At 68.0% G+C, this 24,457-nt stretch carries 20 protein-coding genes; 15 read left to right on the top strand and 5 right to left on the bottom strand.

Annotation, left to right across the window (positions count from 1 at the left end; genetic code table 11):
- The first annotated feature begins 1 nt into the window (after nucleotide 1).
- From mycP to ACIBCU_RS37295, 6 genes are all read left to right on the top strand, one after another.
- A complete protein-coding gene (gene mycP, locus ACIBCU_RS37320; protein WP_362937847.1) occupies nucleotides 2-1,252 on the top strand; it encodes a type VII secretion-associated serine protease mycosin in 1,251 nt (416 codons plus the stop codon).
- Between the two features lie 147 nt (nucleotides 1,253-1,399).
- Nucleotides 1,400-1,852, top strand: coding sequence for a hypothetical protein (locus ACIBCU_RS37315; protein ID WP_399237011.1), 453 nt, complete (start codon nucleotides 1,400-1,402; stop codon nucleotides 1,850-1,852).
- Nucleotides 1,852-3,522, top strand: coding sequence for a hypothetical protein (locus ACIBCU_RS37310; RefSeq protein WP_399237009.1), 1,671 nt, complete (start codon nucleotides 1,852-1,854; stop codon nucleotides 3,520-3,522). Before ACIBCU_RS37315 ends, ACIBCU_RS37310 begins: the two co-directional genes overlap by 1 nt.
- Nucleotides 3,523-3,547: 25 nt before the next feature.
- Complete coding sequence (locus ACIBCU_RS37305) at nucleotides 3,548-4,807, top strand: S8 family serine peptidase (protein ID WP_399237007.1); 1,260 nt, start codon at nucleotides 3,548-3,550, stop codon at nucleotides 4,805-4,807.
- A gap of 75 nt (nucleotides 4,808-4,882) precedes the next feature.
- Complete coding sequence (locus ACIBCU_RS37300; protein ID WP_104789510.1) at nucleotides 4,883-5,236, top strand: WXG100 family type VII secretion target; 354 nt, start codon at nucleotides 4,883-4,885, stop codon at nucleotides 5,234-5,236.
- A gap of 63 nt (nucleotides 5,237-5,299) precedes the next feature.
- Nucleotides 5,300-5,599 (top strand): WXG100 family type VII secretion target, encoded by a 300-nt coding sequence (locus ACIBCU_RS37295; RefSeq protein WP_362937856.1) that lies wholly within the window; start codon nucleotides 5,300-5,302, stop codon nucleotides 5,597-5,599.
- A 380-nt stretch (nucleotides 5,600-5,979) separates the two neighbouring features.
- Here the strand turns inward: ACIBCU_RS37295 and ACIBCU_RS37290 are convergent, their stop codons facing one another.
- The 3 genes from ACIBCU_RS37290 to eccCa form a co-directional block, all read right to left on the bottom strand.
- Nucleotides 5,980-6,618 (bottom strand): hypothetical protein, encoded by a 639-nt coding sequence (locus tag ACIBCU_RS37290; protein ID WP_399237005.1) that lies wholly within the window; start codon nucleotides 6,616-6,618, stop codon nucleotides 5,980-5,982.
- A gap of 495 nt (nucleotides 6,619-7,113) precedes the next feature.
- The gene (locus ACIBCU_RS37285) at nucleotides 7,114-7,716 is read right to left on the bottom strand and encodes a hypothetical protein (protein WP_362937862.1); all 603 of its coding nucleotides are present in this window, start codon (nucleotides 7,714-7,716) and stop codon (nucleotides 7,114-7,116) included.
- 345 nt (nucleotides 7,717-8,061) lie between these two features.
- Nucleotides 8,062-12,024, bottom strand: coding sequence for a type VII secretion protein EccCa (gene eccCa, locus ACIBCU_RS37280; protein WP_362937865.1), 3,963 nt, complete (start codon nucleotides 12,022-12,024; stop codon nucleotides 8,062-8,064).
- 246 nt (nucleotides 12,025-12,270) lie between these two features.
- On the opposite strand from eccCa, the gene eccD reads away from it, so the two are divergent.
- From eccD to ACIBCU_RS37250, 6 genes are all read left to right on the top strand, one after another.
- Complete coding sequence (eccD, locus tag ACIBCU_RS37275) at nucleotides 12,271-13,773, top strand: type VII secretion integral membrane protein EccD (protein ID WP_362937868.1); 1,503 nt, start codon at nucleotides 12,271-12,273, stop codon at nucleotides 13,771-13,773.
- A 176-nt stretch (nucleotides 13,774-13,949) separates the two neighbouring features.
- Nucleotides 13,950-14,240, top strand: coding sequence for a 30S ribosomal protein S15 (gene rpsO, locus ACIBCU_RS37270; protein WP_003965855.1), 291 nt, complete (start codon nucleotides 13,950-13,952; stop codon nucleotides 14,238-14,240).
- A gap of 270 nt (nucleotides 14,241-14,510) precedes the next feature.
- On the top strand, nucleotides 14,511-16,724 hold the full coding sequence (locus ACIBCU_RS37265; protein WP_328904477.1) for a polyribonucleotide nucleotidyltransferase: 2,214 nt from the start codon (nucleotides 14,511-14,513) through the stop codon (nucleotides 16,722-16,724).
- The gene (locus ACIBCU_RS37260) at nucleotides 16,721-18,100 is read left to right on the top strand and encodes a M16 family metallopeptidase (protein WP_399237001.1); all 1,380 of its coding nucleotides are present in this window, start codon (nucleotides 16,721-16,723) and stop codon (nucleotides 18,098-18,100) included. Before ACIBCU_RS37265 ends, ACIBCU_RS37260 begins: the two co-directional genes overlap by 4 nt.
- A gap of 22 nt (nucleotides 18,101-18,122) precedes the next feature.
- The gene (gene dapB / locus ACIBCU_RS37255) at nucleotides 18,123-18,875 is read left to right on the top strand and encodes a 4-hydroxy-tetrahydrodipicolinate reductase (protein WP_362937871.1); all 753 of its coding nucleotides are present in this window, start codon (nucleotides 18,123-18,125) and stop codon (nucleotides 18,873-18,875) included.
- 14 nt (nucleotides 18,876-18,889) lie between these two features.
- On the top strand, nucleotides 18,890-19,342 hold the full coding sequence (locus tag ACIBCU_RS37250; RefSeq protein WP_362937874.1) for a tetratricopeptide repeat protein: 453 nt from the start codon (nucleotides 18,890-18,892) through the stop codon (nucleotides 19,340-19,342).
- A 53-nt stretch (nucleotides 19,343-19,395) separates the two neighbouring features.
- Here the strand turns inward: ACIBCU_RS37250 and ACIBCU_RS37245 are convergent, their stop codons facing one another.
- Both ACIBCU_RS37245 and ACIBCU_RS37240 read right to left on the bottom strand, forming a co-directional pair.
- Nucleotides 19,396-19,947 carry a hypothetical protein gene (locus ACIBCU_RS37245; RefSeq protein ID WP_362937877.1) on the bottom strand — a complete coding sequence of 184 codons (552 nt, stop codon included), beginning with the start codon at nucleotides 19,945-19,947 and terminating at the stop codon, nucleotides 19,396-19,398.
- A 93-nt stretch (nucleotides 19,948-20,040) separates the two neighbouring features.
- Entirely contained in the window at nucleotides 20,041-20,280 is a 240-nt protein-coding gene (locus ACIBCU_RS37240; protein ID WP_104789522.1) for a hypothetical protein, read from the bottom strand.
- Between the two features lie 175 nt (nucleotides 20,281-20,455).
- On the opposite strand from ACIBCU_RS37240, the gene thyX reads away from it, so the two are divergent.
- The 3 genes from thyX (at nucleotide 20,456) to ACIBCU_RS37225 (ending at nucleotide 24,060) form a co-directional block, all read left to right on the top strand.
- Nucleotides 20,456-21,193 carry an FAD-dependent thymidylate synthase gene (thyX, locus tag ACIBCU_RS37235; RefSeq protein ID WP_399236997.1) on the top strand — a complete coding sequence of 246 codons (738 nt, stop codon included), beginning with the start codon at nucleotides 20,456-20,458 and terminating at the stop codon, nucleotides 21,191-21,193.
- 151 nt (nucleotides 21,194-21,344) lie between these two features.
- Nucleotides 21,345-22,244 (top strand): 4-hydroxy-tetrahydrodipicolinate synthase, encoded by a 900-nt coding sequence (gene dapA / locus ACIBCU_RS37230; RefSeq protein WP_356713748.1) that lies wholly within the window; start codon nucleotides 21,345-21,347, stop codon nucleotides 22,242-22,244.
- Between the two features lie 130 nt (nucleotides 22,245-22,374).
- A complete protein-coding gene (locus ACIBCU_RS37225; RefSeq protein ID WP_362937885.1) occupies nucleotides 22,375-24,060 on the top strand; it encodes a ribonuclease J in 1,686 nt (561 codons plus the stop codon).
- The last annotated feature ends 397 nt before the right edge of the window (nucleotides 24,061-24,457 follow it).

Here is a 24,457-nt window from a genome sequence, read left to right as displayed (position 1 = left end):
CGTGACCACGGACCCCTCTTACCGGCGGCGGCTGCTGACAGCCGCGGCCGCCACTGCCGTTCTCCTCGTCTCACTGCCGGTGCTGCCCGCAGCGGCGGACGACTCCACCCAGTGCACCTTCGGCCCGGAATCCAAGATGTACACGGGCCGGCCCTGGGCACTCCAACGTGTGCTGATGGACGAACTGTGGGAGCAGTCCACCGGCAAGGGCGTACGGGTGGCGGTCATCGACACCGGTGTCGACATCAAGAACCCACAGCTCACCAAGGCCGTGGACGCCGGGAGCGGCCGCAACTACCTGCCGAAGAACCTCAAGGACGAGAACGGCAACAAGATCGAGCGCGGCAAGGAGAACGGCACCACCGACGTGGTCGGCCACGGCACCAAGGTCGCCGGCATCATCGCCGCGCGAGAGGTGAAGGGCACCGGCTTCACCGGCCTCGCTCCTGACGCGACGATCATCCCGATCCAGCAGAACGACGCCGAGGGTCACGGGACGGCGGAGACGCTGGCAGACGCCATCAACTACGCCGCCGGGCCGGGCAGGGCGAACGTCATCAACATCTCCCAGGACACGGCTGACGCGGTGAAGCCCACGGCCCTCCTGGAGCAGGCGGTGGACGCCGCCCTGGCCAAGGAGATCGTGGTCGTCGCCTCGGCCGGCAACGACGGGCTGGGCGGCAACATCAAGAAGACCTACCCGGCCTCGTACGAGGGTGTCCTGTCCGTGGGTGCGTCGGACCGCAACAACGAGCGGGCCGCCTTCTCCCAGTCCGGCGACGTGGGCGTCTCGGCTCCCGGCGTGGACATCATCTCGACGGTCCCCGGCGGGGGACACTGCTCCGACAACGGCACCAGCTTCTCGGCCCCGTACGTCGCCGGGGTCGCGGCCCTCATCAAGGCCAAGCACAAGGACTGGACGCAGGAGCAAATCGTCGCCCAGATCGAGCAGACGGCGGAACGCTCGATCGCGGGCAAGGACCACCTGGTCGGCTGGGGCGTCGTCGACCCGGTGCGCGCGCTGACCGAGGATGACAAGCCCATCGAGAAACCGGTGGCACACGAAGGTGTGAGCAAGGGCGAGGCACCGTCCCCGGCCGTCGTCCACCTGGGCGAAACCGCCGAGGAACGCAACGCCCGGCTCGCGACGTATGTCGTGGTGGGCGGGGGAGTCCTGGTCGCAGCCATAGCGGGTGCGGCGGTGGCTGTACGCGACAGGCAGCGGCGGCTGGGTCGACCGGGCGGTGCATGAGGCCGGGGAAGTTACGTGATGGACAAGACAGTTGGTCCTGTCAGTGCCATTGGCTAGAGTGATGTTATGGGGTCAGTGCTGTTCACGCGGGTGCGATAGCAACGCGAAACGGACTGAGCAAACGGGGAATCGGGGAAGGGCAGCGACGTGGCCGAAGGTAAAGGTGACCTGCGAAAGGGCGTAGGCGCCCTGGAGAAGTTCCAGAAGAGCGTGAACGCGTTGCTGGCGGACCTCGAGAGCTCACCGGCCGGCAAGTCGAAGGTCGCGGCGCAGACGGTGTCGCGTAACGCCTTGAGCGGCGGGAACACAAGCTTCGCAGAGGCGGACGGCCTCTACACCCAGTACAACCGCGTCCATGACGCGCTCGTCACGCTCTCGAAGTCGCTGGGCGACCAGATCGAGTACCTGAGCCTCGGCGTGCACGCGGCGGCGGTCGGCTTCGACAACGTGGACGACGACACGCGCCGGCGGTTCTACGAGATCCAGATGCGTCTGGACGCGGAGAGCGAGAAGGCGCGGGCGGAGAAGCACGCCAAGCCTGAGCAGCCGCGCTCCGACAGTAACCCCGGCTCTGCCTACGACGACTTGGGTGATAGCTGATGAGTGACGAAGAGCAGCCGGAACTGACGCCTGCGGAACAGCAGCAACAGGACAAGGAACGCGTCCAGGGGCAGCTGATCGTCACGGACGTGACCCGTCAGATGCAGGGCGTGATGGAGGCATTCGGCTTCGGAAGCCCCGGCCCCTCGGGTCGGACGTCCTTCGAGGGCGTTGACCTCAACGTGATGATCGACCTGATCGAGAACTCCAACCCGGAGCACCTCGAGGAGGCTGGTCAGGCGCTGCTGAAGGCACGGACCGCGATCGGGGACGCAGCGAAGGAGCTGGGCGACTTCATCGCGGACGTCGACTGGGAGGGCGAGTCCGGAGTCGCCTTCCGCGACTGGGGCAAGGGCTTGGTGGCCCATGCCGAGAAGCTGGGCGAATTCGCCCAGGCGGCCGGCACACAGATCACGGTCGCGGGCACAGGCCTCGCCTCGGTGCGTAACTCCCTTCCTCCCCGCGACAGCCGCCTCATCCGCAAGTCCCCCGACGACATCGAGTCCCCGGCGCGGATCGAGACGAACCCGGAGTACGCGGCGGCACTGAAGGTCGAGAAGGACCGCCAGGAGGCCATCAACCAGGCCAACCGGCTGGCTTCGTACTACGCGGTGGCGGGGGAGACGCTGGCGTCGCAGGAGCCACCGCGATTCGATAAAAAGCTTGATGTGGCGATGCCGCGGCCATCGGACCAGAGACGCGGAGGGGGAGAGTCAGGCGATGCGTCCCCCGGAGACACCGGGTCGTCAGGTAGCGGAGAATCCGGACGTGTGACGGGGCATACGGTGACCGGCAGTCCGAATCCTCCAGCAAACGGCAACGGTCATGAGACGCCCGTGGCGGTGGCGCCGGTCTTGGACAAGGGCACAACATCGACAGAAATCAACAGCGTTGCCACTCCGCAGTCGCCGGTGACTACTCCCGCCACGCACTCTCCCGTGCCAACCACGAGCCCTGCACCGTCTGGGGGAGGCCCGAATCTGCCCATGACGACCGGGTTCGTGAACCCGGTGACCGGCAACTCACGGGGACCCCAGACATCAACAGGCGCGCCCAGAACTGTTGGCCAGCCAGGGGGCGGAAATCGCACAGGTGGTGGCCCAGCGGCGAACAGCCGCGCTGCCGGACCAACGGTGGGACGTCCTGCGCCCATGAACGGGGGCTCGGCCTCCGGAACAGCTGGTCGCGGAGGTGGCGGGCCGCAGTCTCCCGCTGCTGGTCGTTCAGGTGTCACGGGAGGCAGGCCGACAGCAGCGGGCCATGCAGGCACATCCGGAGCTACCGCACCGCGGGCAGGCCGAGGTGGGATCGTCGGTGGAACCCCGCAGCGCGCGGTTCCCGGCGCGGGGGCGCCCGGGGGCACTCGTGGTGTCCCGCGCGGCACGGTCATCGGAGCCGGTGGTACGGGCAGCACATCCCGCCCTGGCGGGCGAGGCACCCCCAGCACCAAGGGAGTTGTGGGCACGCCGCGTGGTGGCGCTCCGCGGCTTGGCGCGGGCTCGAAGGGCTTCACCGCCGGGGGTGCGGGCCTCGTACGTGGCCCTGCGGGTCGAAAGGACTCCGGAGACGAGGATCAGGACGACGGCACGCCGCGTCCCGACTACCTGACGGAAGACAGAGAGACGTGGGAGGCCGGCCGGCCTGGGGCCGCACCGCCGGTGATCGAGTAGGTACACGGAAGGTTCGGAAGTCAGGATGACAGCAGTAATGAGCCAGACCCGCAAGAGTCGGGTGGCGCTCGGATTGCGCGGGCGCCTGTTCGGCACGATGGCTGTGACCGCTGCGCTGAGTGTGGGACTAGTGGGGACCGCTCCTATCGCGGTCGCCACAGACGTGCAGTCGAAGCAGTGGTACATCGAACTCATGCATGCCGAAGAGATGTGGCAGACCACCACGGGTGAAGGCATCAAGATTGCTGTCATTGACACTGGCGTCAACTCGTCGACGCCCTCGCTGAAGGGGCAGGTCCTCAAGGGGCTTGACGCCACCGATGCCGAGGGGGATGAAACCGACGATTACGATGGTCACGGCACGACTATGGCTGAGTTGATCGCTGGGACCGGTCAGGGTGGGGGTTTGAAGGGCCTAGCTCCGGGCTCGAAGATCATCCCGATGAGGGTGGCCAACACGCAGTTTCAAAATGAGCATTCGGTCAATGCTTATGACACTGCGGACTCGATTCGCGCTGCTGCCGATGGTCCCGCTCAGATCATCAGCATGTCGTTTGGCAGTGAATTCAAAATGGATCGAGAGATCGAAGCGGTAAAATACGCTCAGAGCAAGGGAAAGTTGTTCTTCGCTGCTGTTGGCAATGAAGCCGAGAAGGGCAACAAGCCGATTTACCCTGCGGCGTACCCAGAAGTCGTTGGTGTCGCCGCTACCGATCGGCAGGGCAAGGCATCTGAGACCTCTCAGCACGGCGATTTCGTGGATATTGCCGCGCCCGGTGATGACCTTCCGTTCTGGTGTGATGAGAACTTTGAGCGTTATTGCCAGGGAAACGGCGGAACCAGCGCCGCAACAGCCATCACGTCAGCCGCCGCCGCCCTGATCTGGTCTGCCCACCCGGACTGGACAGCCAATCAAGTCCTCAACGTGCTCTTCGACACCGCTGGGCGAGGTGACATGGAAGAGGGCACGCTCAGCAACTACATCGGACACGGCATCATTCGCCCGGCCGTCAACATCCTCAAGGGCACGGGAACTCCTGGCGCCCCGGACATCAGTCCCCTCACCAAGGAAAAGACGGCCGGCTCCACGGCCTCGCCCGCCGCATCCGCATCAGCTTCGTCACAGCCTGAGAAGAAGGACAAGGCTGAGGATGCCGCCATGGCAGGCTCCAGCACGGAGAAGAACGACGGCAGCCAACTGGGCCTGATCCTCGGCGGAGTGGCAGTAGTCCTCGTGCTCGGCGGCGGCGCTTTCGCGCTCGTTCGCAAGCGTCGTAGCGCCTGACCGACCGCAGTTCCTCACACGCACCCCGGCGGGAACGCCGGACCGAACAAGAGCACCAGGAAGGAAGCCAGAACTATGGCAGATCAGAAGCTTTCAGATGAGATGCTCCTCAAGCTCGAGGGTGAACTCAGCAGGCGATTCGACTCCGTGAGGGGCCAGCTGAAGACGCTGCAGGCGACGATCGACAGCCTGGAAGGTGCCTGGAAGGGCATCGGCGCCAACGCCTTCAACGTCAAGCAGGCTGACATCAACGTCAGGATGAGCGGCATCGCCACCCGACTGGTCAATTTCCAGGAAGCCATCAAGGCGGCCCGCACGATCTCGGGCAACACTGAAGACGAGATCAGGCAGGCCCTCCAGGGAGTGGACGTCGTCGACGGTCACTCGACCGGCTCGGAGGCCAAGACCTCGGCCATCAACTCCCTCTGAAGCTTGCTGTACCCGTACCGAGTACGGGCCACCACATCGAACTAGATTGAACTGGAGGACCGTATGTCGACCAACGACGGCACGATGGTTGTCACTTACTCGAGCCTGGAGCAGGCTGCCGGGGACATCGACCGGCAGAGCAGGCAGCTTCAGGAAGACCTTGCGTCGATCAAGCGCATGATCGCCAACGTCTCCGAGCTCTGGGTCGGCGAGGCCAAGACGGCGTACGACGCGGCGCAGGCCGGCTGGGACCGCGACGCCACGGGGATCCACACCGCCCTGTCCGAGATCTCCCGGAAGGTGCGCGACGCCGGTACGGCCTACCAGGCCGGCGACAAGAGGGCGCGGGCCAACTTCGAGTAGGACTCGACAAGTACAAACAGGTCAGGGTGGGCACGCACGGGAGGTGCCCACCCTGACGTGTGTCCTGGGCCGCCGCCCGAGTGGGCGCTTGAGGGGATGAGCGAGGCACTCGCACAAGAAGTCGGCCCGCTCGGCATCCACGTCACGATCGTCGAACCCGGCCCCTACGGCACCGGCACCGACTGGCGTCCGGCGCGTCCGCGGCGCACACAGACCCCATCGCCGCGTACGAGCCGATCCGCGAGGCGCGCCGGGCCGGTGCTACCGCCCGCGCACCACAGGATCCGCAGTCGACCGCCGATGTCATCATCGAAGTGGTCGACACCGACCCCCCTGCGGCTCTTCCTCGGTGAATACCCCTATCCGGTGGTCGAAGCCGCTTACCGACAGCGACTCGACACCTGGAACGCCTGGCGGCCTCTCGCCAGTCGCGCTTGAGCGGCGTAGCGGCGAATCACGCACGCAGAAGGCAACTCCCACAACGCATCCGACGCTCGCTGTGACTCGTCCTTCACCAGGGTCCACCACCAAGCGATGCTGGCGATCGGCAGAGGCTGGTCGGCGGGATTCTCCGGATTGACGTAGCGATGGGTGGTAAGGGACCAGTCGTAGTCGGCGCGGATCCAGGAGTCGCAGTCCGTGATCCACCGACGTAGCTCGGGGCCGGCGTCACGCAGGATCTGGTCGCGGAGATGGAGGTAGAGGGCCATGGCAAGGGTGTGCATCATGGCGGTCTCGCTCACCGCTTCGTCGAGGGTGCGTTGCCGCTCGTACACGATCAGGTTGACGATGTTTCCGTATCCCTCTTGGCTGCGTTGGCGCTCTTTGTGGTACGAGACCAGGTCGCTGGACCAGCCGGTGATCGAGGCGAAGATTTCGACGAACCCACGGATGTCGTGGTGCTCGTAGTCGGCCGCGGGGAGGTCGTACCCGTGGATGATCTCGCTGAGGGTCGAGAAGATCTTGACCCCGGATGAGTCGAGCCGGACCGCCGGGTGGTCAGGAAGTCCGAGGTCCACGGCAACGCAGCGACGCGTCCGGAAGGGGCGCCGCGGCTGGTTATCTCGCCCACGGAGATACGGGTCAGCCGCTCGCGCTGCGCCCGGTCGGAGTAGACGCCGAACCGATCGAGCCAGGCAGACGAGCGTTCGTCGATCTCACGCCAACTCGGATGCATCCCCGAGGGGAGCGGAACCCACAGTTGGGGGATCTTCGGCGCTGGTGCTGGGGAGGGGCCTGAGTTCAGGCATCTGACGCGTCTCCGGCGCCCGTGGGAGGTGCGAAAGTGGTTGATCACGCATCGTTTGCAGTTGTTCGGTCTCTGCGCACGGTTGGCCCGAAAGTGCCTCTTACCGGTTCGGGATTCACCGATTCGGCGGTGGAGCATTGGGTTCCGCCCACCCGGGACCCGCGAAAGAGCTGAGCACGCCCGGTCCGCCGTAGTCGTTCCTGCCAGGCGGCCCGCTCTACGCAGGGTTACCTCGGGGGGGAGGTGGCGCTCCGATGAGGGGGCCTCAGCACTCGCCTTCGCGGCTCGTCACGGCAAAGTCGTAGTTCGGGACCGTCACCGAGCCGGCTCCGCCCGCCACGCCGGGGGGCTCGTAGTCCCCGTCCTTCGACGGCATGCGCACGACGTGTACGCAGAAGGCCGCGTCCGCGCCTGCGGCCTGGACCGTGTAGTCCGCGCCGGAGGGCTTGTTCGAGGCTGCGGCGCCGGCGTCCACGCCGCTCTGCGGTGCGCCACCGCCGCCGTTCTCGACGACCTCTTCCTCGATCATCTTTGCGAATTCCTGATCGAAGCCGCTGTCATCACCGAAGATGTCACCGAAGCGCGAAGTGCCGTCCAACTCCGCCGTGGCCTGGCTGACCGCGCTGGTCAGTTCGTCATCGCTCCACTCTCCATCGGCGACCACAGCCATGAACTGGAACGCCGAGAAGACGCCGATACCGGCCATTCCGAAGAGGACGACGCGGGCGACGACGAATGCGGAATCCGGAACTTCGGGTGCCGAAGGATTGAACGACTCACGCCACCCACGGACCCGGTCCGCCTTCACACAGCCCATGGCGACGAGTCCGGTAGCCAACACCAAAACAACCACGGTCAGCGTATTCAACGCCTACCCCTCCTTTATGTTCCGACCGCAGGATCGGCGATACACAGCTGTCGTGTCGCCTTCCCTCTATTTTGTGCGATCGTGATATCGGTTCATCCGCCCCACCGCCACCAGGCCCGGCCTTGTTGAGGCGCATCTGCGTGCCGCCCTTGCCGGCCGCGTCTTCCTTCAATTGCTCCCACTCGGCCCATGCCATGTGGAACCCCTCAGTCGGTGCGTACCGGAATGCTGAACGTTTCGAACATCTGGCGCGCCGGCGCAACCCCGCACGCCGCGGCGGGCGGCGACAGCAGCGTGTATCCCCTGCCGTCACCGCCCGCCCCGGTACCGCCGTACCCCCTACCGCTACCCGTCCATGAGACCGGACTGCACCAGCGGATTCCCGCGGCGCCGGGTGACGAACACCCCGCGCCCCGGGGGCATCGGGCGCGGTCGTACGTTGCCGAGGATGTCGCCCTCGATGGGGTCGCCCGAGAGCATCACGCCCTGCGCGCCCAGTTCCAGGATGCGCTGCAGGAAGGGCTCGTACAGTGCGCGGCCCGCCCCCGCCGTGCTGCGGGCGATGATGAACCGCACGCCGACGTCGCGGGAGAACGGCAGCATCTCCGTGAGCTTCGCCAGCGGGTTGCCGCTCGACGTCGAGACCAGGTCGTAGTCGTCGACGACCACGTACACGTCGGGGCCGCTCCACCAGCTGCGATCGCGCAGCTGCTGCGCCGTGACCTCGGGCGAGGGGGTGCGGCGCTTCATGAGGTCGTACAGCGCGTCCGCGTGGTGCTCCATGTTGTTGGACATGGGCACGTACTCCGCCAGGTGCGTGGCGGGGGTGACGTCCAGGAGCGCTCGCCGGTTGTCGATGACGAAGAACTTGGCCGCGTTCCCCTCGTACCTCTCGGTCAGCTGCTTGATGAGCAGGCGCAGCAGGTTGGACTTGCCGGACTCGCTCTCGCCGAACACCAGGAAGAACGGGTCCCGCTCGAAGTCGAGGAAGACCGGCTCCAGGTTGTTCTCGTCGATACCGAACGCGATGCCCCGCTCCGGCCTCGCGTAGCCCGCGGGCAGTTCGCGGACCGGGAGTTCGCGGGGCAGCAGCCGAACCGCCGGGGCGGGCGCCGCAGTCCAGTGCCGGGCGACCTCCTGGTTCATGGCGGCCGTGGCCTCGGACAGGTCGCTGTCGGAGTTGATGCCGTCGATCCGCGGTACCGCGGCCATGAAGTGCAGCTTCTCCGGGGTGAGACCGCGACCGGGCACGCCGGCGGGCACGTTGACGGCGGCCTTGCGGTCCAGCTCGGAGTCCATGACGTCACCGAGCCGCAGTTCGAGCCGGTTCATCAGGTGGTCCTTGAGGTTGGCCCGGACCTCCATGGAGCGCGACGCCGTGACGATCAGATGGATGCCGTAGCCGAGACCGCGCTGCGCGATGTCGATGGCCGCGGACTCCAGGGCCTCGTAGTCCGTGCGGAAGTTGCCCCAGCCGTCGATGAGGAGGAAGACGTCGCCCCACGGCTGGTCCGTCGCCGAGATCTCGCCCCGCGCCCGCATCCTGCGGAAGGTGGCGATGGAGTCGATGCCCGCGCTGCGGAAGTACTCCTCGCGGCGCGCCATGATCCCGTACACCTCGGCGACCGTACGGCGGACCCGCTCGGGGTCGAGCCGGGACGCGACCCCTCCGACATGGGGGAGACCGGAGACCGAGGCCATGCCGCCGCCACCGAAGTCGAGTCCGTAGAACTGGACCTCCTGGGGCGTGTGGGTGAGGGCGAAGCCCGCGATGAGCGTGCGCAGCAGCGTGGACTTGCCCGACTGCGGGCCGCCGGTGATCTGCATGTGGCCCGCCGCGCCGGAGAAGTCCCGGTAGAGCGTGTCGCGGCGCTGCTCGTACGGCTTGTCGACCACACCCAGCGGTACGACGAGGCGTCCCGAGCCCTCGAACCCGGGCTGGGTCAGCCCGCGCCCCTCCACCGCGGAGAGCCCCGGCAGGAGCTCGTCCAGCGATGGCGGATTGTCCAGCGGAGGCAGCCACACCTGGTGCGCGGACGCCCCCCGGCCCTCCAGCCGGCGCACGATCACGTCGAGCACCGTGTCGGCCAGGGCGTCGTCCTCGGACGTGCGGGCGTCGGGTACGCCGGCCTGCGCCGTCGGCTGTACGTAACGCACCGGTACCGGAGCCGCGGTGAACACCACCGGCCTGCGGTCCACCGGCAGAGGACCGGAGGCCGCGGCCGGCTGGGCACCCGAGCGGTACACCCCGGAGACGTAGGCCGCCTTGAAGCGCACCATCTCGTCCGTGCCGTACTTCAGATAGCCCGAACCAGGGACATTGGGCAGGTGGTAGGCGTCGGGCACGCCCAGCGCGGCGCGGGACTCACCCGCGGAGAACGTACGCAGACCGATCCGGTACGACAGATAGGTCTCCAGGCCTCGCAGCCGCCCCTCCTCGAGGCGCTGCGAGGCCAGCAGCAGATGGACGCCCAGGGAACGGCCGATACGGCCGATCTGCACGAACATCTCGATGAAGTCCGGCTTGGCCGTGAGCAGCTCGCTGAACTCGTCGATGACCAGGACGAGGGAGGGGATGGGCTGCAGCGGCGCACCCGCGGCCCGCGCCTTCTCGTAGTCGTGGATGTTGGCGTAGTTGCCCGCGTCGCGCAGCATCTCCTGGCGTCGGTTGAGCTCACCGCTGATGGAGTCGCCCATGCGGTCCACCAGCGTCAGGTCGTCCGCGAGGTTGGTGATCACCGCTGCGACGTGGGGCATCTGCGCCATGCCGGCGAAGGTGGCGCCACCCTTGAAGTCCGCGAGGACGAAGTTCAGCGTCTCCGAGGTGTGGGTGACCGCGAGGCCGAGGACGAGCGTGCGGAGCAGCTCGGACTTTCCGGAACCGGTGGCGCCGACACACAGGCCGTGCGGACCCATGCCCTCCTGCGCCGCCTCCTTGAGGTCCAGCATCACGGGGCCGCCGTCCTCGCCCACGCCGATCGGCACCCGGAGCCGCTCCGCCTGCGAGCGGGCCCGCCAGGTCCGGCTGACGTCGACCGAGGCGGCGTCTCCGAGATTCAGCAGATCGGTGAACTCCAGATTGGCGAGCAGCGGTTCGTCGTCGTCCCCGCCCGACGCCACGTGGAGGGGGGCCAGTTGCCGCGCCAGTGCCTCCGCGGCCTCGTGGCTCAGCAGGTCGGGGAGGCCGTCGTACACCAGGCCGTGCCCCGACTCCAGCTGCAGCGAGTGGGGGTCGACCACGATGGAGAGGCCGCCGCGCGCTCCGGTGACCTGGCCCGTGACGATCTCGACGACGGTGACGCCCTGAAGGCCCTCCGCCGACGCGAGCGCCGACGTCGCCGGTACCGACTCGCCGTCGAGCACGACGACGACGTGCGGCTGGTCGAGGATCGGCTGGCCACCCGGCTGGAAGCGAGGCCTGCCGTCGAGACGGCCCGCGAGCATCTCCTCCAGCTCCGCGACGCTCGTGGTGATCAGACGGCGGCTGCCGGCGCCGTCGATGGAGCCCTGCACCTGGACGTGGGGGAGCCACTTCGTCCATTCCCAGCGCGGAGCGGCGTCACGGCCGGTCGCGACGGCGATGATCAGGTCCTCGGGGGAGTGCAGCGAGGCGAGCGCCCCGACCATCGCGCGGGCCGTGGCACGCGCGGACTCCGCCTCACCGCTGATCGTCAGGTGGTAGAAGGCACGGAGCGATACCGCCATCGGCAGCCCGTCCAGCGTGCTGTGGGTCGTCAGGAACTGCTGCATGGCCCCGGCGGTCAGCGGCTCCAGCTCATCGACCGGCGCGGTGTCCGGTGCGACGAGAGGCGTGGCGAGTTCCTGGCTGCCCAGGCCGATGCGCACGTGTGCGAAGTCCGCGTCCCCGACACGGCGCTCCCACACCCGGCTGCCCTCGGCGACGAGCGCCCACAGCTGTTCCGGAGACGGGTGGAGGTAGAACTGCGCGTCGCGCTGCTGCCGGGCGGTCCTCAGCACAGCGCGTCTGGTCTGCGTCAGGTACTTCAGATAGTCGCGCCGCATGTCCGCGAGCTGACCCTGGGTACCGCGCCGGAAACGGATGATCATCGCAATGGCCATCGCGACCGTCGACGCAATCATGATCATGCCCATGATCCGCATGATCGGGTTCGGCGTCATGAAGAAGAAGACGACGGAACCACCCATGCCGAGCATCGGCAGCAGCTGCATCATCACCCCCTCCTGCTGCCCACGGGGCAACTCGGGCGGAGGTTGCAACTGCACCTGCTCGCCCGGAACTTCGGAGGGGAGGGCCCGCGGTGGGCGCTTGACGACAATCTGGCTCACAGCTCACCAATTCCCTTGCCGGACGGAACTGTTCCTATCGGCGCCCCCGTGGCGACGGGTTCCGTCCGCGGGAGGATCCTACTGGCGTACCCGGCGACCCGAGGGCGGTAGGGTGTCGCGACGCGTGTACGCATCCGCTAACTACCGCAAAAAAATGGGTCATTCGGGACGCAGCTGGAGCCCATGGCCCAGGGGTGCGTTCCAGAGGGAACCCAGGAGAAGCATGAGGGGGAGCAGCAGGTGACTATGACGGCGCAAACGGCGGCTACCGGATCCGGTCGGCCGGGTCCCGGAGTTCCGGCCGGCAACGGAACCGGCTTCTGCCGGGTCACGGTCGTCGCGCCCGACAGCCGCGTCGACGTGGCGCTGCCCGAGGACATCCCCGTCGCCGACCTCTACCCGGAGATTCTCCGGCTGTCGGGGCAGAGCCCCGCCCAGGGCGCCCCGGTCGGCTATCACCTGGTGCGCCGTGACGGCACCGTGCTCGACAGCGGGCGCACGCTGGCCGGCCTGCGCGTCCTCGACGGCGAGCTGCTCTCCCTGCGGCCCTTCTCGGAGTCGCTGCCCCCCGCGGTCTTCGACGACGTCTCCGACGCCGTCGCCACAGCCGTCGCCCGGGACCGCACTCTCTGGGGTGACACCCTCATGCGCTCGGCCGGCCTCTTCGGCGGGTCCGTCCTGCTGGTCCTGCTCGGCTTCGTGCTGTGGACCTCCGACGTCCGGCACGACATGCACGGCCTGCCGGGCATCCTGGCCGCCGTCACCGCCCTGCTCCTTCTCGCGCTGGCGTGCGTACGCGCGCGGGTCTACGCGGACCGTGGGTCGTCCATCGCGCTGGGGATCGGCGCACTCACCAACGCCGCGGTCGCCGGCGCAGGGCTCCTCTCGCTCAGCCAGGGCCAGGGCATCGGCAGGCTCCAGTTCCTGCTCGCCTGTGCCGCCGTGCTGGTGGTGTCGGTGATCCTCATGATCGCCGCCCCGGAGGGCGACGGAACCTTCGTCGCGTTCGTGTTCGCCTCCGCCATCGGCGTACTGGTGACCTTCATCGCGATCATGACCGGCATGGCGCCGTCCGAGACCGCGGCCGTCTGTGCGCCCCTCTCGGTGGGGCTCCTGGGCTTCCTGCCCGGGCTCTCCACCCGCTTCGCCCGCCTCCCGATCGGCTTCGAGCCTCCCCGCACCACCGTCGGCGACTACGGGACGTCCGACCCGGCGCCGCAGGGCCCCGTCGATGCCGACCGCATCGCCGCCCAGGCGCGGCGCGGCCACGAACTGCTCGTCGGCCTGGTCGGCGGATGCGCGCTGGTGGCCGTGGGCGCAGCCGCGGTGCTCGGCTTCTCGGACAGCGTCTGGGGCCAGCTGCTGGCGCTCGCCACCGGGGTCGCGATGCTGATGCGCGCCCACCTCTTCCGCTACACGGCCCAGGTCGGCTGCGCCCTGGGAGCCGGCCTCGCCGCACTCGTGCTCCTCGGCCTCGGACTGTCGCTCAATCCGCCGACCGAGCTGATCCGCGCCGCACTCACGGGCGACAGCGCGGGGCTCGACATCCGTACGATCTGGCTCACCGCCGCAGTCGCGGGCGTGGCCGCGCTGATCACCGCCATAGGGCTGATCGTGCCGCGCAAGGGCGTCACCCCGTTCTGGGGTCGCTTCCTGGAGGTCGCCGAGGCCTGCGTACTCCTGACGCTGCTGCCGCTGTGCCTCGCCGTTTTCGACGTCTACCACTCGATCCGGGCACTCACCAGCTGACACCCGTCGGGGGTGCCCCGGAGGACTGGTACTCTGACCAGTGGCCGTTTGTGTACGCGTCCCCGGATCATCCTGGGGGCTGCGCTCATCGGACCTTCGCCTCCGAGTCATGGAAGCTCCCCTGAGATCAAGACCAGGGGCACTCGTGGGCGCATCGAACATCAAGAGGAGTACGCGTGCCGCTCGACGCCGCTACGAAGAAGCAGATCATGTCCGAGTTCGCCCAGAAGGAGGGTGACACCGGATCCCCCGAGGTCCAGGTCGCCATGCTCTCCCGCCGGATCTCGGACCTGACGGAGCACCTCAAGACGCACAAGCACGACCACCACTCCCGTCGTGGTCTGCTGATCCTGGTCGGCCAGCGTCGCCGCCTCCTGCAGTACCTTGCCAAGAAGGACATCCAGCGCTTCCGTGCGCTCGTCGACCGCCTCGGCATCCGCCGCGGCGCGGCCGGCGGCGCCAAGTAAAGACGCTGTTGAAGGGAGCGGTACCCACTTCCAGGGGACCGCTCCCTTTGCCGTACGTGCGGTATCGGGCCCCGGCTCAGTAACCTGGACGTACAACACAAGACGAGGAGAGGCGCCCCACGGCCGCCGCCGGTCCTCGGTAGTGGCCCCCGGGACAACGCCCGGGAGCTTCGATCGAAGACCGGCCCCGCACACACGGTGCGCTTCTCCGCACCGTCCTCCGCCACACGGGCGGCAGGACGAAAGACGACGAGTATGGAGAAATCACTAGTGGAGAACGAGACCCACTACGCCGAGGCCGTTATCGACAACGGAACCTTCGGCACCCGCACCATCCGCTTCGAGACGGGCCGCCTGGCCAAGCAGGCCGCAGGGTCCGCCGTCGCGTACCTGGACGACGACACCATGGTGCTGTCGGCCACCACCGCTTCCAAGCGGCCCAAGGACAACCTCGACTTCTTCCCCCTCACGGTGGACGTCGAGGAGCGGCAGTACGCGGCCGGCAAGATCCCCGGCTCCTTCTTCCGCCGTGAGGGCCGGCCCTCCGAGGACGCGATCCTCACCTGCCGCCTGATCGACCGCCCGCTGCGCCCCTCCTTCAAGAAGGGCCTGCGCAACGAGATTCAGATCGTCGAGACGATCATGGCGCTCAACCCCGACCACCTGTACGACGTGGTCGCGATCAACGCCGCCTCCGCCTCCACGATCCTGGCGGGCCTGCCCTTCTCCGGCCCGATCGGCGCCACCCGCGTCGCCCTGATCAAGGGCCAGTGGGTCGCCTTCCCGACGCACACCGAGCTCGAGGACGCCGTCTTCGACATGGTCGTCGCCGGTCGTGTCCTGGAGGACGGCGACGTCGCGATCATGATGGTCGAGGCCGAGGCCACCGAGAAGACCATCCAGCTCGTCAAGGACGGTGCCGAGGCCCCGACCGAAGAGGTCGTCGCCGCCGGTCTCGAGGCCGCGAAGCCCTTCATCAAGGCGCTCTGCAAGGCCCAGTCCGACCTCGCCGCCAAGGCCGCCAAGCCCACCGGCGAGTTCCCGGTCTTCCTCGACTACCAGGACGACGTCCTGGAGGCGCTCTCCAAGGCCGTCAGCACCGAGCTCGCCAAGGCGCTCACCATCGCCGGCAAGCAGGAGCGCGAGGCGGAGCTCGACCGCATCAAGGAGATCGCGGGCGAGAAGCTCCTCCCGGCCTTCGAGGGCCGCGAGAAGGAGATCTCCGGTGCCTACCGCGCGCTGACCAAGAAGCTGGTCCGCGAGCGCGTCATCAAGGACAAGGTCCGCATCGACGGCCGCGGCGTCACGGACATCCGTACGCTCGCCGCCGAGGTCGAGGCCATCCCGCGCGTGCACGGCTCGGCGCTGTTCGAGCGTGGCGAGACCCAGATCCTGGGCGTCACCACCCTCAACATGCTCCGCATGGAGCAGCAGCTGGACACCCTCTCCCCGGTGACCCGCAAGCGCTACATGCACAACTACAACTTCCCGCCGTACTCCGTCGGTGAGACCGGCCGCGTGGGCTCGCCCAAGCGCCGCGAGATCGGCCATGGCGCGCTCGCCGAGCGCGCCATCGTGCCGGTGCTGCCGTCGCGCGAGGAGTTCCCCTACGCGATCCGCCAGGTCTCCGAGGCGCTGGGCTCCAACGGCTCGACGTCCATGGGCTCGGTCTGCGCCTCCACCATGTCGCTGCTGAACGCCGGTGTGCCCCTCAAGGCCGCCGTCGCCGGTATCGCCATGGGCCTGATCTCGCAGGAGATCGACGGCAAGACGCACTACGTCGCCCTCACCGACATCCTCGGTGCGGAGGACGCCTTCGGCGACATGGACTTCAAGGTCGCCGGCACGAAGCAGTTCGTGACCGCGCTCCAGCTCGACACCAAGCTCGACGGCATCCCCGCCTCGGTCCTGGCCGCCGCGCTGAAGCAGGCCCGTGACGCGCGTCTGCACATCCTGGACGTCATGAACGAGGCCATCGACGTCCCGGACGAGATGTCCCCGAACGCCCCGCGGATCATCACCGTCAAGATCCCGGTGGACAAGATCGGTGAGGTCATCGGCCCCAAGGGCAAGATGATCAACCAGATCCAGGAGGACACCGGCGCCGACATCACGATCGAGGACGACGGCACCATCTACATCGGTGCCCAGCAGGGCTCGCAGGCCGAGGCCGCCCGCGCCACGATCAACGCCATCGCCAACCCGACCATGCCGGAGGTCGGCGAGCGCTACCTGGGTACGGTCGTCAAGACCACCACCTTCGGTGCGTTCGTCTCCCTGATGCCCGGCAAGGACGGTCTGCTGCACATCTCGCAGATCCGCAAGCTCGCCGGTGGCAAGCGCGTGGAGAACGTCGAGGACGTGCTCGGCGTCGGCGCCAAGGTCCAGGTCGAGATCGCGGAGATCGACTCCCGCGGCAAGCTCTCCCTCATCCCCGTCGTCGAGGGCGAAGAGGACGAGAAGAAGGACGACACCGACAAGTGACGTCCCGTAGTTCCGTGACGACGGCCCGCCCCTCCTCGGAGGGGCGGGCCGTCGCCCGTACCCAAACCCTTCTCAAGGGCAGCAACGGCATCGGCACCGTCCGCCGCACGGTCCTCCCGGGCGGTCTCCGGGTGGTCACCGAGACGCTGCCCTCCGTACGCTCCGCCACCTTCGGGATCTGGGCCAACGTCGGTTCACGCGACGAGACGCCCACCCTGAACGGCGCGACGCACTACCTCGAGCACCTCCTCTTCAAGGGCACGGCCAAGCGCAGCGCCCTCGACATCTCGTCCGCGATCGACGCGGTCGGCGGCGAGATGAACGCCTTCACGGCGAAGGAGTACACCTGCTACTACGCGCGGGTCCTGGACACCGATCTGCCGCTGGCCATCGATGTCGTCTGCGACATGCTGACCGGCTCCCTGATCGCCCCCGAGGACGTCGACGCCGAGCGCGGCGTCATCCTCGAGGAGATCGCCATGACGGAGGACGACCCGGGCGACTGCGTGCACGACCTGTTCGCGCACACGATGCTCGGCGACACCCCGCTGGGCCGCCCCGTGCTCGGCACCGTCGACACGATCAACGCCCTGAACCGCGGCCAGATCGCCCGCTTCTACAAGAAGCACTACGACCCCACGCACCTCGTCGTCGCCGCCGCCGGCAACGTCGACCACGCCACGGTCGTACGACAGGTCCGCAAGGCGTTCGAGCGTGCCGGGGCCCTGGGCCGCACCGACGCCGTCCCCACGGCGCCCCGCGAAGGCTCCCGCACGCTGCGCGCCACCGGCCGCGTCGAACTGCTGAACCGCAAGACCGAGCAGGCCCACGTCGTCCTCGGCATGCCCGGCCTGGCCAGGACCGACGAGCGTCGCTGGGCGCTCGGCGTCCTGAACACCGCACTCGGCGGCGGCATGAGCTCCCGCCTCTTCCAGGAGGTACGGGAGAAGCGCGGCCTGGCCTACAGCGTGTACTCGTACACCTCGGGCTTCGCCGACTGCGGGCTCTTCGGCGTGTACGCGGGCTGCCGCCCCAGCCAGGTGCACGACGTCCTCAAGATCTGCCGGGACGAGCTCGACCGCGCGGCGACGGACGGCCTCGGCGACGAGGAGATCAGCCGCGCCGTGGGACAGCTCGCCGGGTCCACCGTCCTCGGACTGGAGGACACGGGCGCGCTCATGAACCGCATCGGCAAGAGCGAGCTCTGCTGGGGCGAACAGATGTCCGTGGATGACATGCTGGCGAAGATCGCGGCGGTCACCCCCGACGAGGTCCGGGCCGTCGCGGCCGACGTCCTCGGACAGCGGCCCTCGCTCTCGGTCATCGGCCCGCTGAAGGACAAGCAGGCCGACCGCCTCCAGGAAGCGATCTCCTAACCACCCCGTAAGGAAAGAACACATGAGCAAGCTGCGCGTGGCCGTTCTCGGCGCCAAGGGACGCATCGGTTCCGAGGCGGTACGAGCCGTGGAGGCCGCCGACGACATGGAGCTGGTGGCCGCACTCGGCCGCGGGGACTCGCTGGAGGCCCTCACGGACAGCGGTGCCCAGGCGGTCGTCGAGCTGACCACACCCGCGTCGGTGATGGACAACCTCGACTTCTGCGTCCGGCACGGGATCCACGCGGTCGTCGGCACCACGGGCTGGACCGACGAACGGCTCGCGCAGCTGAACACCTGGCTCTCCGCCTCCCCGGAGACCGGTGTGCTCATCGCGCCGAACTTCTCCATCGGCGCGGTCCTCACGATGAAGTTCGCGGAGCAGGCCGCCCGCTACTTCGAATCCGTCGAGGTCATCGAGCTGCACCACCCCAACAAGGCGGACGCACCCTCCGGCACGGCCACCCGCACCGCCCAGCTCATCGCGGCGGCCCGCGAGAAGGCCGGAGCGGCGCCGCAGCCCGACGCCACCGCCACCGCGCTGGACGGAGCCCGCGGCGCGGACGTCGACGGGGTCCCGGTCCACTCGGTCCGGCTCCGAGGCCTCCTCGCCCACCAGGAGGTCTTGCTGGGCGGTGAGGGCGAGACCCTCACCCTGCGCCATGACTCGCTGCACCACAGCAGCTTCATGCCGGGCATCCTGCTCGGCACCCGCCGCGTGGTGACCACTCCCGGCCTCACCTTCGGCCTGGAACACTTCCTCGACCTGAACTGACTGGGCCCAACCCCATGCGCGCAAAGCTCACCTACGTCGTCACCGCTGCCGTACTGGTCTTCTACTTCGTCCTGGCCGGCAGCCGCGGCGTCCTGCTCATCAAGCACGGCACGCTGCTCACGGTCACCTTCGGCGTGGCCGTGCTGATCCTGCCGGTGATCGGCATCTGGTTCCTCTGGAAGAACACCCAGTTCGTACGCAGGGCCAACGCCCTGGCCGCCGCACTGGACGCGGAGGGCGGCCTCCCCGTCGACGAACTGGTGCGCACGCCCTCCGGGCGCATCGACCGCGACTCCGCCGACGCCGTCTTCGCGCGGCGCCGGGAGGAGACCGAGGACAGCCCGGACGACTGGCGCTGCTGGTTCCGGCTGGCGGTGGCCTACCAGGACGCGAGGGACACCCCACGCGCCCGAAAGGCGATGCAGCGCGCCATCGCCCTGCACACGAACAAGCCGGTACGCGCCTGACTGGCGCCGTACCGGCTTGTGGGTGTCCTGGCGGCCCCGTGAGGGCCTTCGGGTCAGCGGGTGCGGTATTCGTCGCCCCAGGCCTCGATGGAGTCCGTGGCACGCTCGAATGCCTCGGCGCGGGCCAGGAAGTCCGCGTTGTGGTCGGTGACCAGCGGCGCCAACTGCTCACCACCCTTACGCACCACGATCAGGGCCTGTCCCTGGACGGTGCGTGGGAGACCGAGCCACTTGACCGGCTGCTGCACCGTGCGCACGGCTGCGGCGTCGTTCCACCGGACGGTGGTCGTGAGGAAGAAGCCCACCCGGCGTACGCCGTGCCGGCTCACCCAGGCACCGACCCGAAGCAGCCGCAGCGCACAAGCGATCACCACGGCGGCGAGCACGAAACACACGGTGGCGCCGGAGAGCGATCCGGCGAACGTGATGATCATCGCCGCCAGCAGCACGAAGGACGCAAGCAGCAGCAGGGTGGCTGCCGCCGCGACCCGCCACGGGCCGGGGCGGTAGGGCCGCCGCCAGCTGTCGTGGTCGTCGAACGGCAGCGCGATGTCCTCCGCTTCCGCGTCGAATGCGCGGTCGGCCGTCAGGAAGGGCAGGGGCACGACTGATCCTCACTCACAAGCACGCTCGATTGCTGTGCCCGGTGAGGCTACCGAGCAGCCCCCCGGCCGACCACCCCAGGGGGCCCGTACGGGTCAGCGGTGCTGCGCGGCCTCGGACGTCTGGCTGTGCGACGGCGTCCGGTCGGTGTCGAGAGCGGGCAGGCCGAAGAGCAGCGAACCGGCGAAGCCGGCGATCAGCGTCAGCCCTACGAGGGAGTGAGCGGCCAGCTGGGAGCGCGTGGCGCGTCGGCGGGGAGGCGGAGTGACATTACTGCGGAACCGGTCGGCCTCGGCAACGAACGAGAACGGGACGGATTCACGCCGGCGGAACATGAGGAAGCTCTCCTTGAACTCTGTGACGGGTGCTGCTAATGAGTCAGACGTACGAGAGGCCTCATCGGTGCCCCGAATCGCCGAACCCGTCCAAAATTTCCCGCTGACGGAGGCCGTCCCCGAGGCCCGTAGAGTGGACGCCGCCCGAGCGACGCCATTGGAAGGACCCCCGCCGGTGACCGACACCCCCGAGCCCACGAAGGCCCACTTCCGCAGCGATGTCACCGTTGACCTGGTGAAATCAGCTGCCGGCGACTCCGACGTGCTGTTCGCAGCCCGCGTGTCGACAGCAGGGGAGCAGTCCCTGGAAGAGGTCGCCAAGGACCCCGAGCGCTCCAAGGGGCTCATCAATTACCTGATGCGGGACCGGCACGGCAGCCCGTTCGAGCACAACTCGATGACCTTCTTCATCAGCGCCCCGATCTTCGTGTTCCGTGAGTTCATGCGGCACCGCGTGGGCTGGTCGTACAACGAGGAATCGGGCCGCTACAGGGAGCTCGAGCCGGTCTTCTACGTCCCGGGCGACTCCCGCAAGCTCATCCAGCAGGGCCGCCCCGGCAAGTACGAATTCGTCGAGGGAACCCCGGAGCAGCACCAGCTCACCAGCCGCGCCATGGAGGCGTCATACCGCCAGGCGTACGACGCCTACCAGGAGATGCTCGCCGCCGGGGTCGCCCGCGAGGTCGCCCGTGCCGTGCTCCCCGTCGGCCTGTTCTCCACGATGTACGCCACCTGCAACGCCCGGTCGCTGATGCACTTCCTCGGCCTGCGCACACAGCACGAGCTGGCGAGGGTGCCGTCCTTCCCGCAGCGCGAGATCGAAATGGTCGGGGAGCAGATGGAACAGCACTGGCAGAGCCTGATGCCGCTCACTCATGCCGCCTTCAACAAAAACGGACGGGTAGCCCCGTAGGCGGTGTCCGTATTGCGACGTTTCGTGAAGTTCATCTAGGCTGATCAAACGGACCCGGCACTGCTTGAACCCCCGAGCAGGCAGTGCCGGGCTCCTCTTCCTCGTCCCCCGAGGGAGCGCGGCGCTCCGAGCAACGAGTAGCGTGTTACCCATGGCTCCGATCTCCACTCCGCAGACCCCCTTCGGGAGGGTCCTCACCGCTATGGTCACGCCGTTCACGGCGGACGGCGCACTCGACCTCGACGGCGCCCAGCGGCTCGCCGCCCATCTGGTGGACGCAGGCAATGACGGCCTGGTCGTCAACGGCACCACGGGCGAGTCCCCGACCACCAGCGACGCGGAGAAAGACCAGCTCGTACGGGCTGTGCTGGAAGCTGTAGGAGACCGGGCCCACGTCGTCGCCGGCGTCGGCACCAACGACACCCGGCACAGCATCGAGCTGGCCCGCACCGCCGAGCGCAGCGGTGCCCACGGCCTCCTCGCGGTCACGCCGTACTACAACAAGCCGCCGCAGGAGGGCCTCCTCCGCCATTTCGGCGCCATCGCGGACTCCACGGAGCTCCCGGTCATGCTGTACGACATTCCGGGCCGCAGCGGTGTGCCGATCGACACAGAGACGCTCGTACGCCTCGCCGAACACCCCAGGATCGTCGCCAACAAGGACGCCAAGGGAGATCTGGGCCGTTCCAGCTGGGCCATCGCCCAGTCCGGCCTCGCCTGGTATTCCGGCGACGACATGCTCAACCTCCCGCTCCTCTCGGTCGGCGCCGTCGGTTTCGTCTCCGTCGTCGGCCATGTCGCCACCCCGGAGCTGCGCGCGCTCATCGAGGCCCACCTCGGCGGTGACGTACAGAAGGCCACGGAGATCCACCAGAAGCTGCTCCCGGTCTTCACCGGGATGTTCCGCACCCAGGGCGTGATCACCACCAAGGCCGCGCTCACCCTGCAGGGCCTGCCCGCCGGCCCGCTGCGCCTCCCTCTGGTGGAACTCACCGCCCAGGAGACGGCCCAGCTCAAGATCGATCTGGCTGCCGGTGGGGTACAGCTCTAACCACGGACTTCACAACTGAATACGCGAGGACACTCGCGGCGGAAACACCACCTGACAACAGCAAGTGCACGAATGACATGCGCGCCACGTGCCCTCAGCGGTACGTGGCGCGCGTGGTAAGGAGAGTCTTTTGAGTCATCCGCATCCTGAACTCGGTACCCCGCCGAAGCTCCCCAAGGGCGGCCTGCGGGTCACCCCGCTGGGCGGCCTGGGCGAGATCGGCCGCAACATGACGGTCTTCGAGTACGGCGGCCGCCTGCTCATCGTCGACTGCGGTGTGCTCTTCCCGGAGGAGGAGCAGCCCGGCATCGACCTGATCCTTCCGGACTTCACCACCATCCGGGACCGCCTGGACGACGTCGAGGGCATCGTCCTCACGCACGGCCACGAAGACCACATCGGCGGCGTCCCCTATCTGCTCCGCCTGAAGCCGGACATCCCGCTCATCGGCTCCAAGCTGACCCTCGCGCTCATCGAGGCCAAGCTCCAGGAGCACCGGATCCGCCCCTACACCCTCGAGGTGACCGAGGGGCAACGCGAGCGCATCGGCGTGTTCGACTGCGAGTTCATCGCGGTCAACCACTCCATCCCGGACGCTCTCGCCGTCGCCATCCGCACCCCCGCGGGCATGGCCGTCGCGACCGGTGACTTCAAGATGGACCAGCTGCCGCTGGACGGCCGTCTCACCGACCTGCACGCCTTCGCCAGGCTGAGCGAGGAAGGCATCGACCTTCTTCTCTCCGACTCGACGAACGCGGAGGTCCCCGGTTTCGTTCCGCCGGAGCGGGACATCTCCAACGTCCTGCGCACGGTCTTCGCCAACGCGCAGAAGCGCATCATCGTGGCCAGCTTCGCCAGCCACGTCCATCGCATCCAGCAGATCCTGGACGCCGCCCACGAGTACGGCCGCAGGGTCGCCTTCGTCGGACGCTCCATGGTCCGCAACATGGGGATCGCCCGCGATCTGGGCTATCTGAAGGTGCCCGCCGGGCTGGTCGTCGACGTCAAGACCCTCGACGACCTGCCCGACGACGAGGTCGTGCTGGTCTGCACGGGCTCCCAGGGCGAGCCGATGGCGGCCCTCTCCCGTATGGCCAACCGTGACCACCAGATCCGGATCGTTCCGGGCGACACGGTGATCCTGGCGTCGTCGCTGATCCCGGGCAACGAGAACGCGGTCTACCGCGTGATCAACGGCCTGACCCGCTGGGGCGCGAACGTCGTCCACAAGGGCAACGCCAAGGTCCACGTCTCGGGCCACGCCTCGGCCGGCGAGCTGCTGTACTTCTACAACATCTGCAAGCCGAAGAACCTGATGCCGGTACACGGCGAATGGCGCCACCTCAGGGCCAACGCCGAGCTGGGTGCGCTGACCGGCGTGCCGAAGGATCACATCGTCATCGCCGAGGACGGCGTGGTCGTCGACCTCGTCGACGGCAAGGCGAAGATCGTCGGCAAGGTCCAGGCCGGCTACGTGTACGTCGACGGCCTCTCGGTCGGCGATGTCACGGAGACCTCCCTCAAGGACCGCCGGATCCTCGGCGACGAGGGGATCATCTCGGTCTTCATCGTGGTCGACAGCTCGTCCGGCAAGATCGTCGGCGGTCCTCACATCCAGGCCCGCGGCTCCGGCATCGACGACAGCGCGTTCACCGCGGTGGTACCCAAGGTCCAGGACGCCCTCAACAAGTCGGCGCAGGACGGCGTGATGGAGCCCCACCAGCTCCAGCAGCTGGTCCGGCGCACGGTGGGCAAGTGGGTGTCGGACACCTACCGCCGGCGCCCGATGATCCTTCCGGTCGTCGTCGAGGTCTGACCCGGACGGTCGCCGACGGTCGCCGACAGACCGCCGGCAGGCCGCCAACCAGGAGCGGGGCGCCCCGATTTGCATCGGGGCGCCCCGCTCCAGTACGTTTGCCATTCCGCCTGAACGGGAAGCACCTCGCGCACATGTGCGCCGGGAGCCCCTCGAGGAGGCGGGAAATCCGACTCAGAATCTCTGATAAAGTCGGACGCGCCGAAAGGCAAAGGCCACTCCACAGGCCACTGGAATCAAATTCGGACCGAAAACGGACCGGAAAAGAGTCTGGTAAAGTTGGAACCGCCGGAAAGGGAAAGCGCGAAAGCGAAGAACTGGAAAGCGATTGAGCAGGAACCCGCTTCGGCCGGGAATCGGACACGAAAGAGTCTGATAGAGTCGGAAACGCAAGAAC

Origin of the sequence: Streptomyces sp. NPDC051064, from assembly GCF_044455985.1 — a bacterium.
Lineage (GTDB): Bacteria > Actinomycetota > Actinomycetes > Streptomycetales > Streptomycetaceae > Streptomyces.
The sequence above is the reverse complement of the archived record's forward strand: the minus strand, read 5'-3'. Positions and strand labels throughout refer to the sequence as shown.

Excerpts from the sequence above, each read along its gene's own strand:
- ACIBCU_RS37310 (WP_399237009.1), top strand. The coding sequence starts at position 1,852 with ATGAGTGACGAAGAGCAGCCGGAACTGACGCCTGCGGAACAGCAGCAA.
- ACIBCU_RS37305 (WP_399237007.1), top strand. The coding sequence starts at position 3,548 with ATGACAGCAGTAATGAGCCAGACCCGCAAGAGTCGGGTGGCGCTCGGA.
- ACIBCU_RS37300 (WP_104789510.1), top strand. The coding sequence starts at position 4,883 with ATGGCAGATCAGAAGCTTTCAGATGAGATGCTCCTCAAGCTCGAGGGT.
- ACIBCU_RS37295 (WP_362937856.1), top strand. The coding sequence starts at position 5,300 with ATGTCGACCAACGACGGCACGATGGTTGTCACTTACTCGAGCCTGGAG.
- eccD (WP_362937868.1), top strand. The coding sequence starts at position 12,271 with ATGACGGCGCAAACGGCGGCTACCGGATCCGGTCGGCCGGGTCCCGGA.
- dapB (WP_362937871.1), top strand. The coding sequence starts at position 18,123 with ATGAGCAAGCTGCGCGTGGCCGTTCTCGGCGCCAAGGGACGCATCGGT.
- ACIBCU_RS37250 (WP_362937874.1), top strand. The coding sequence starts at position 18,890 with ATGCGCGCAAAGCTCACCTACGTCGTCACCGCTGCCGTACTGGTCTTC.
- ACIBCU_RS37240 (WP_104789522.1), bottom strand. The coding sequence starts at position 20,280 with ATGTTCCGCCGGCGTGAATCCGTCCCGTTCTCGTTCGTTGCCGAGGCC.
- dapA (WP_356713748.1), top strand. The coding sequence starts at position 21,345 with ATGGCTCCGATCTCCACTCCGCAGACCCCCTTCGGGAGGGTCCTCACC.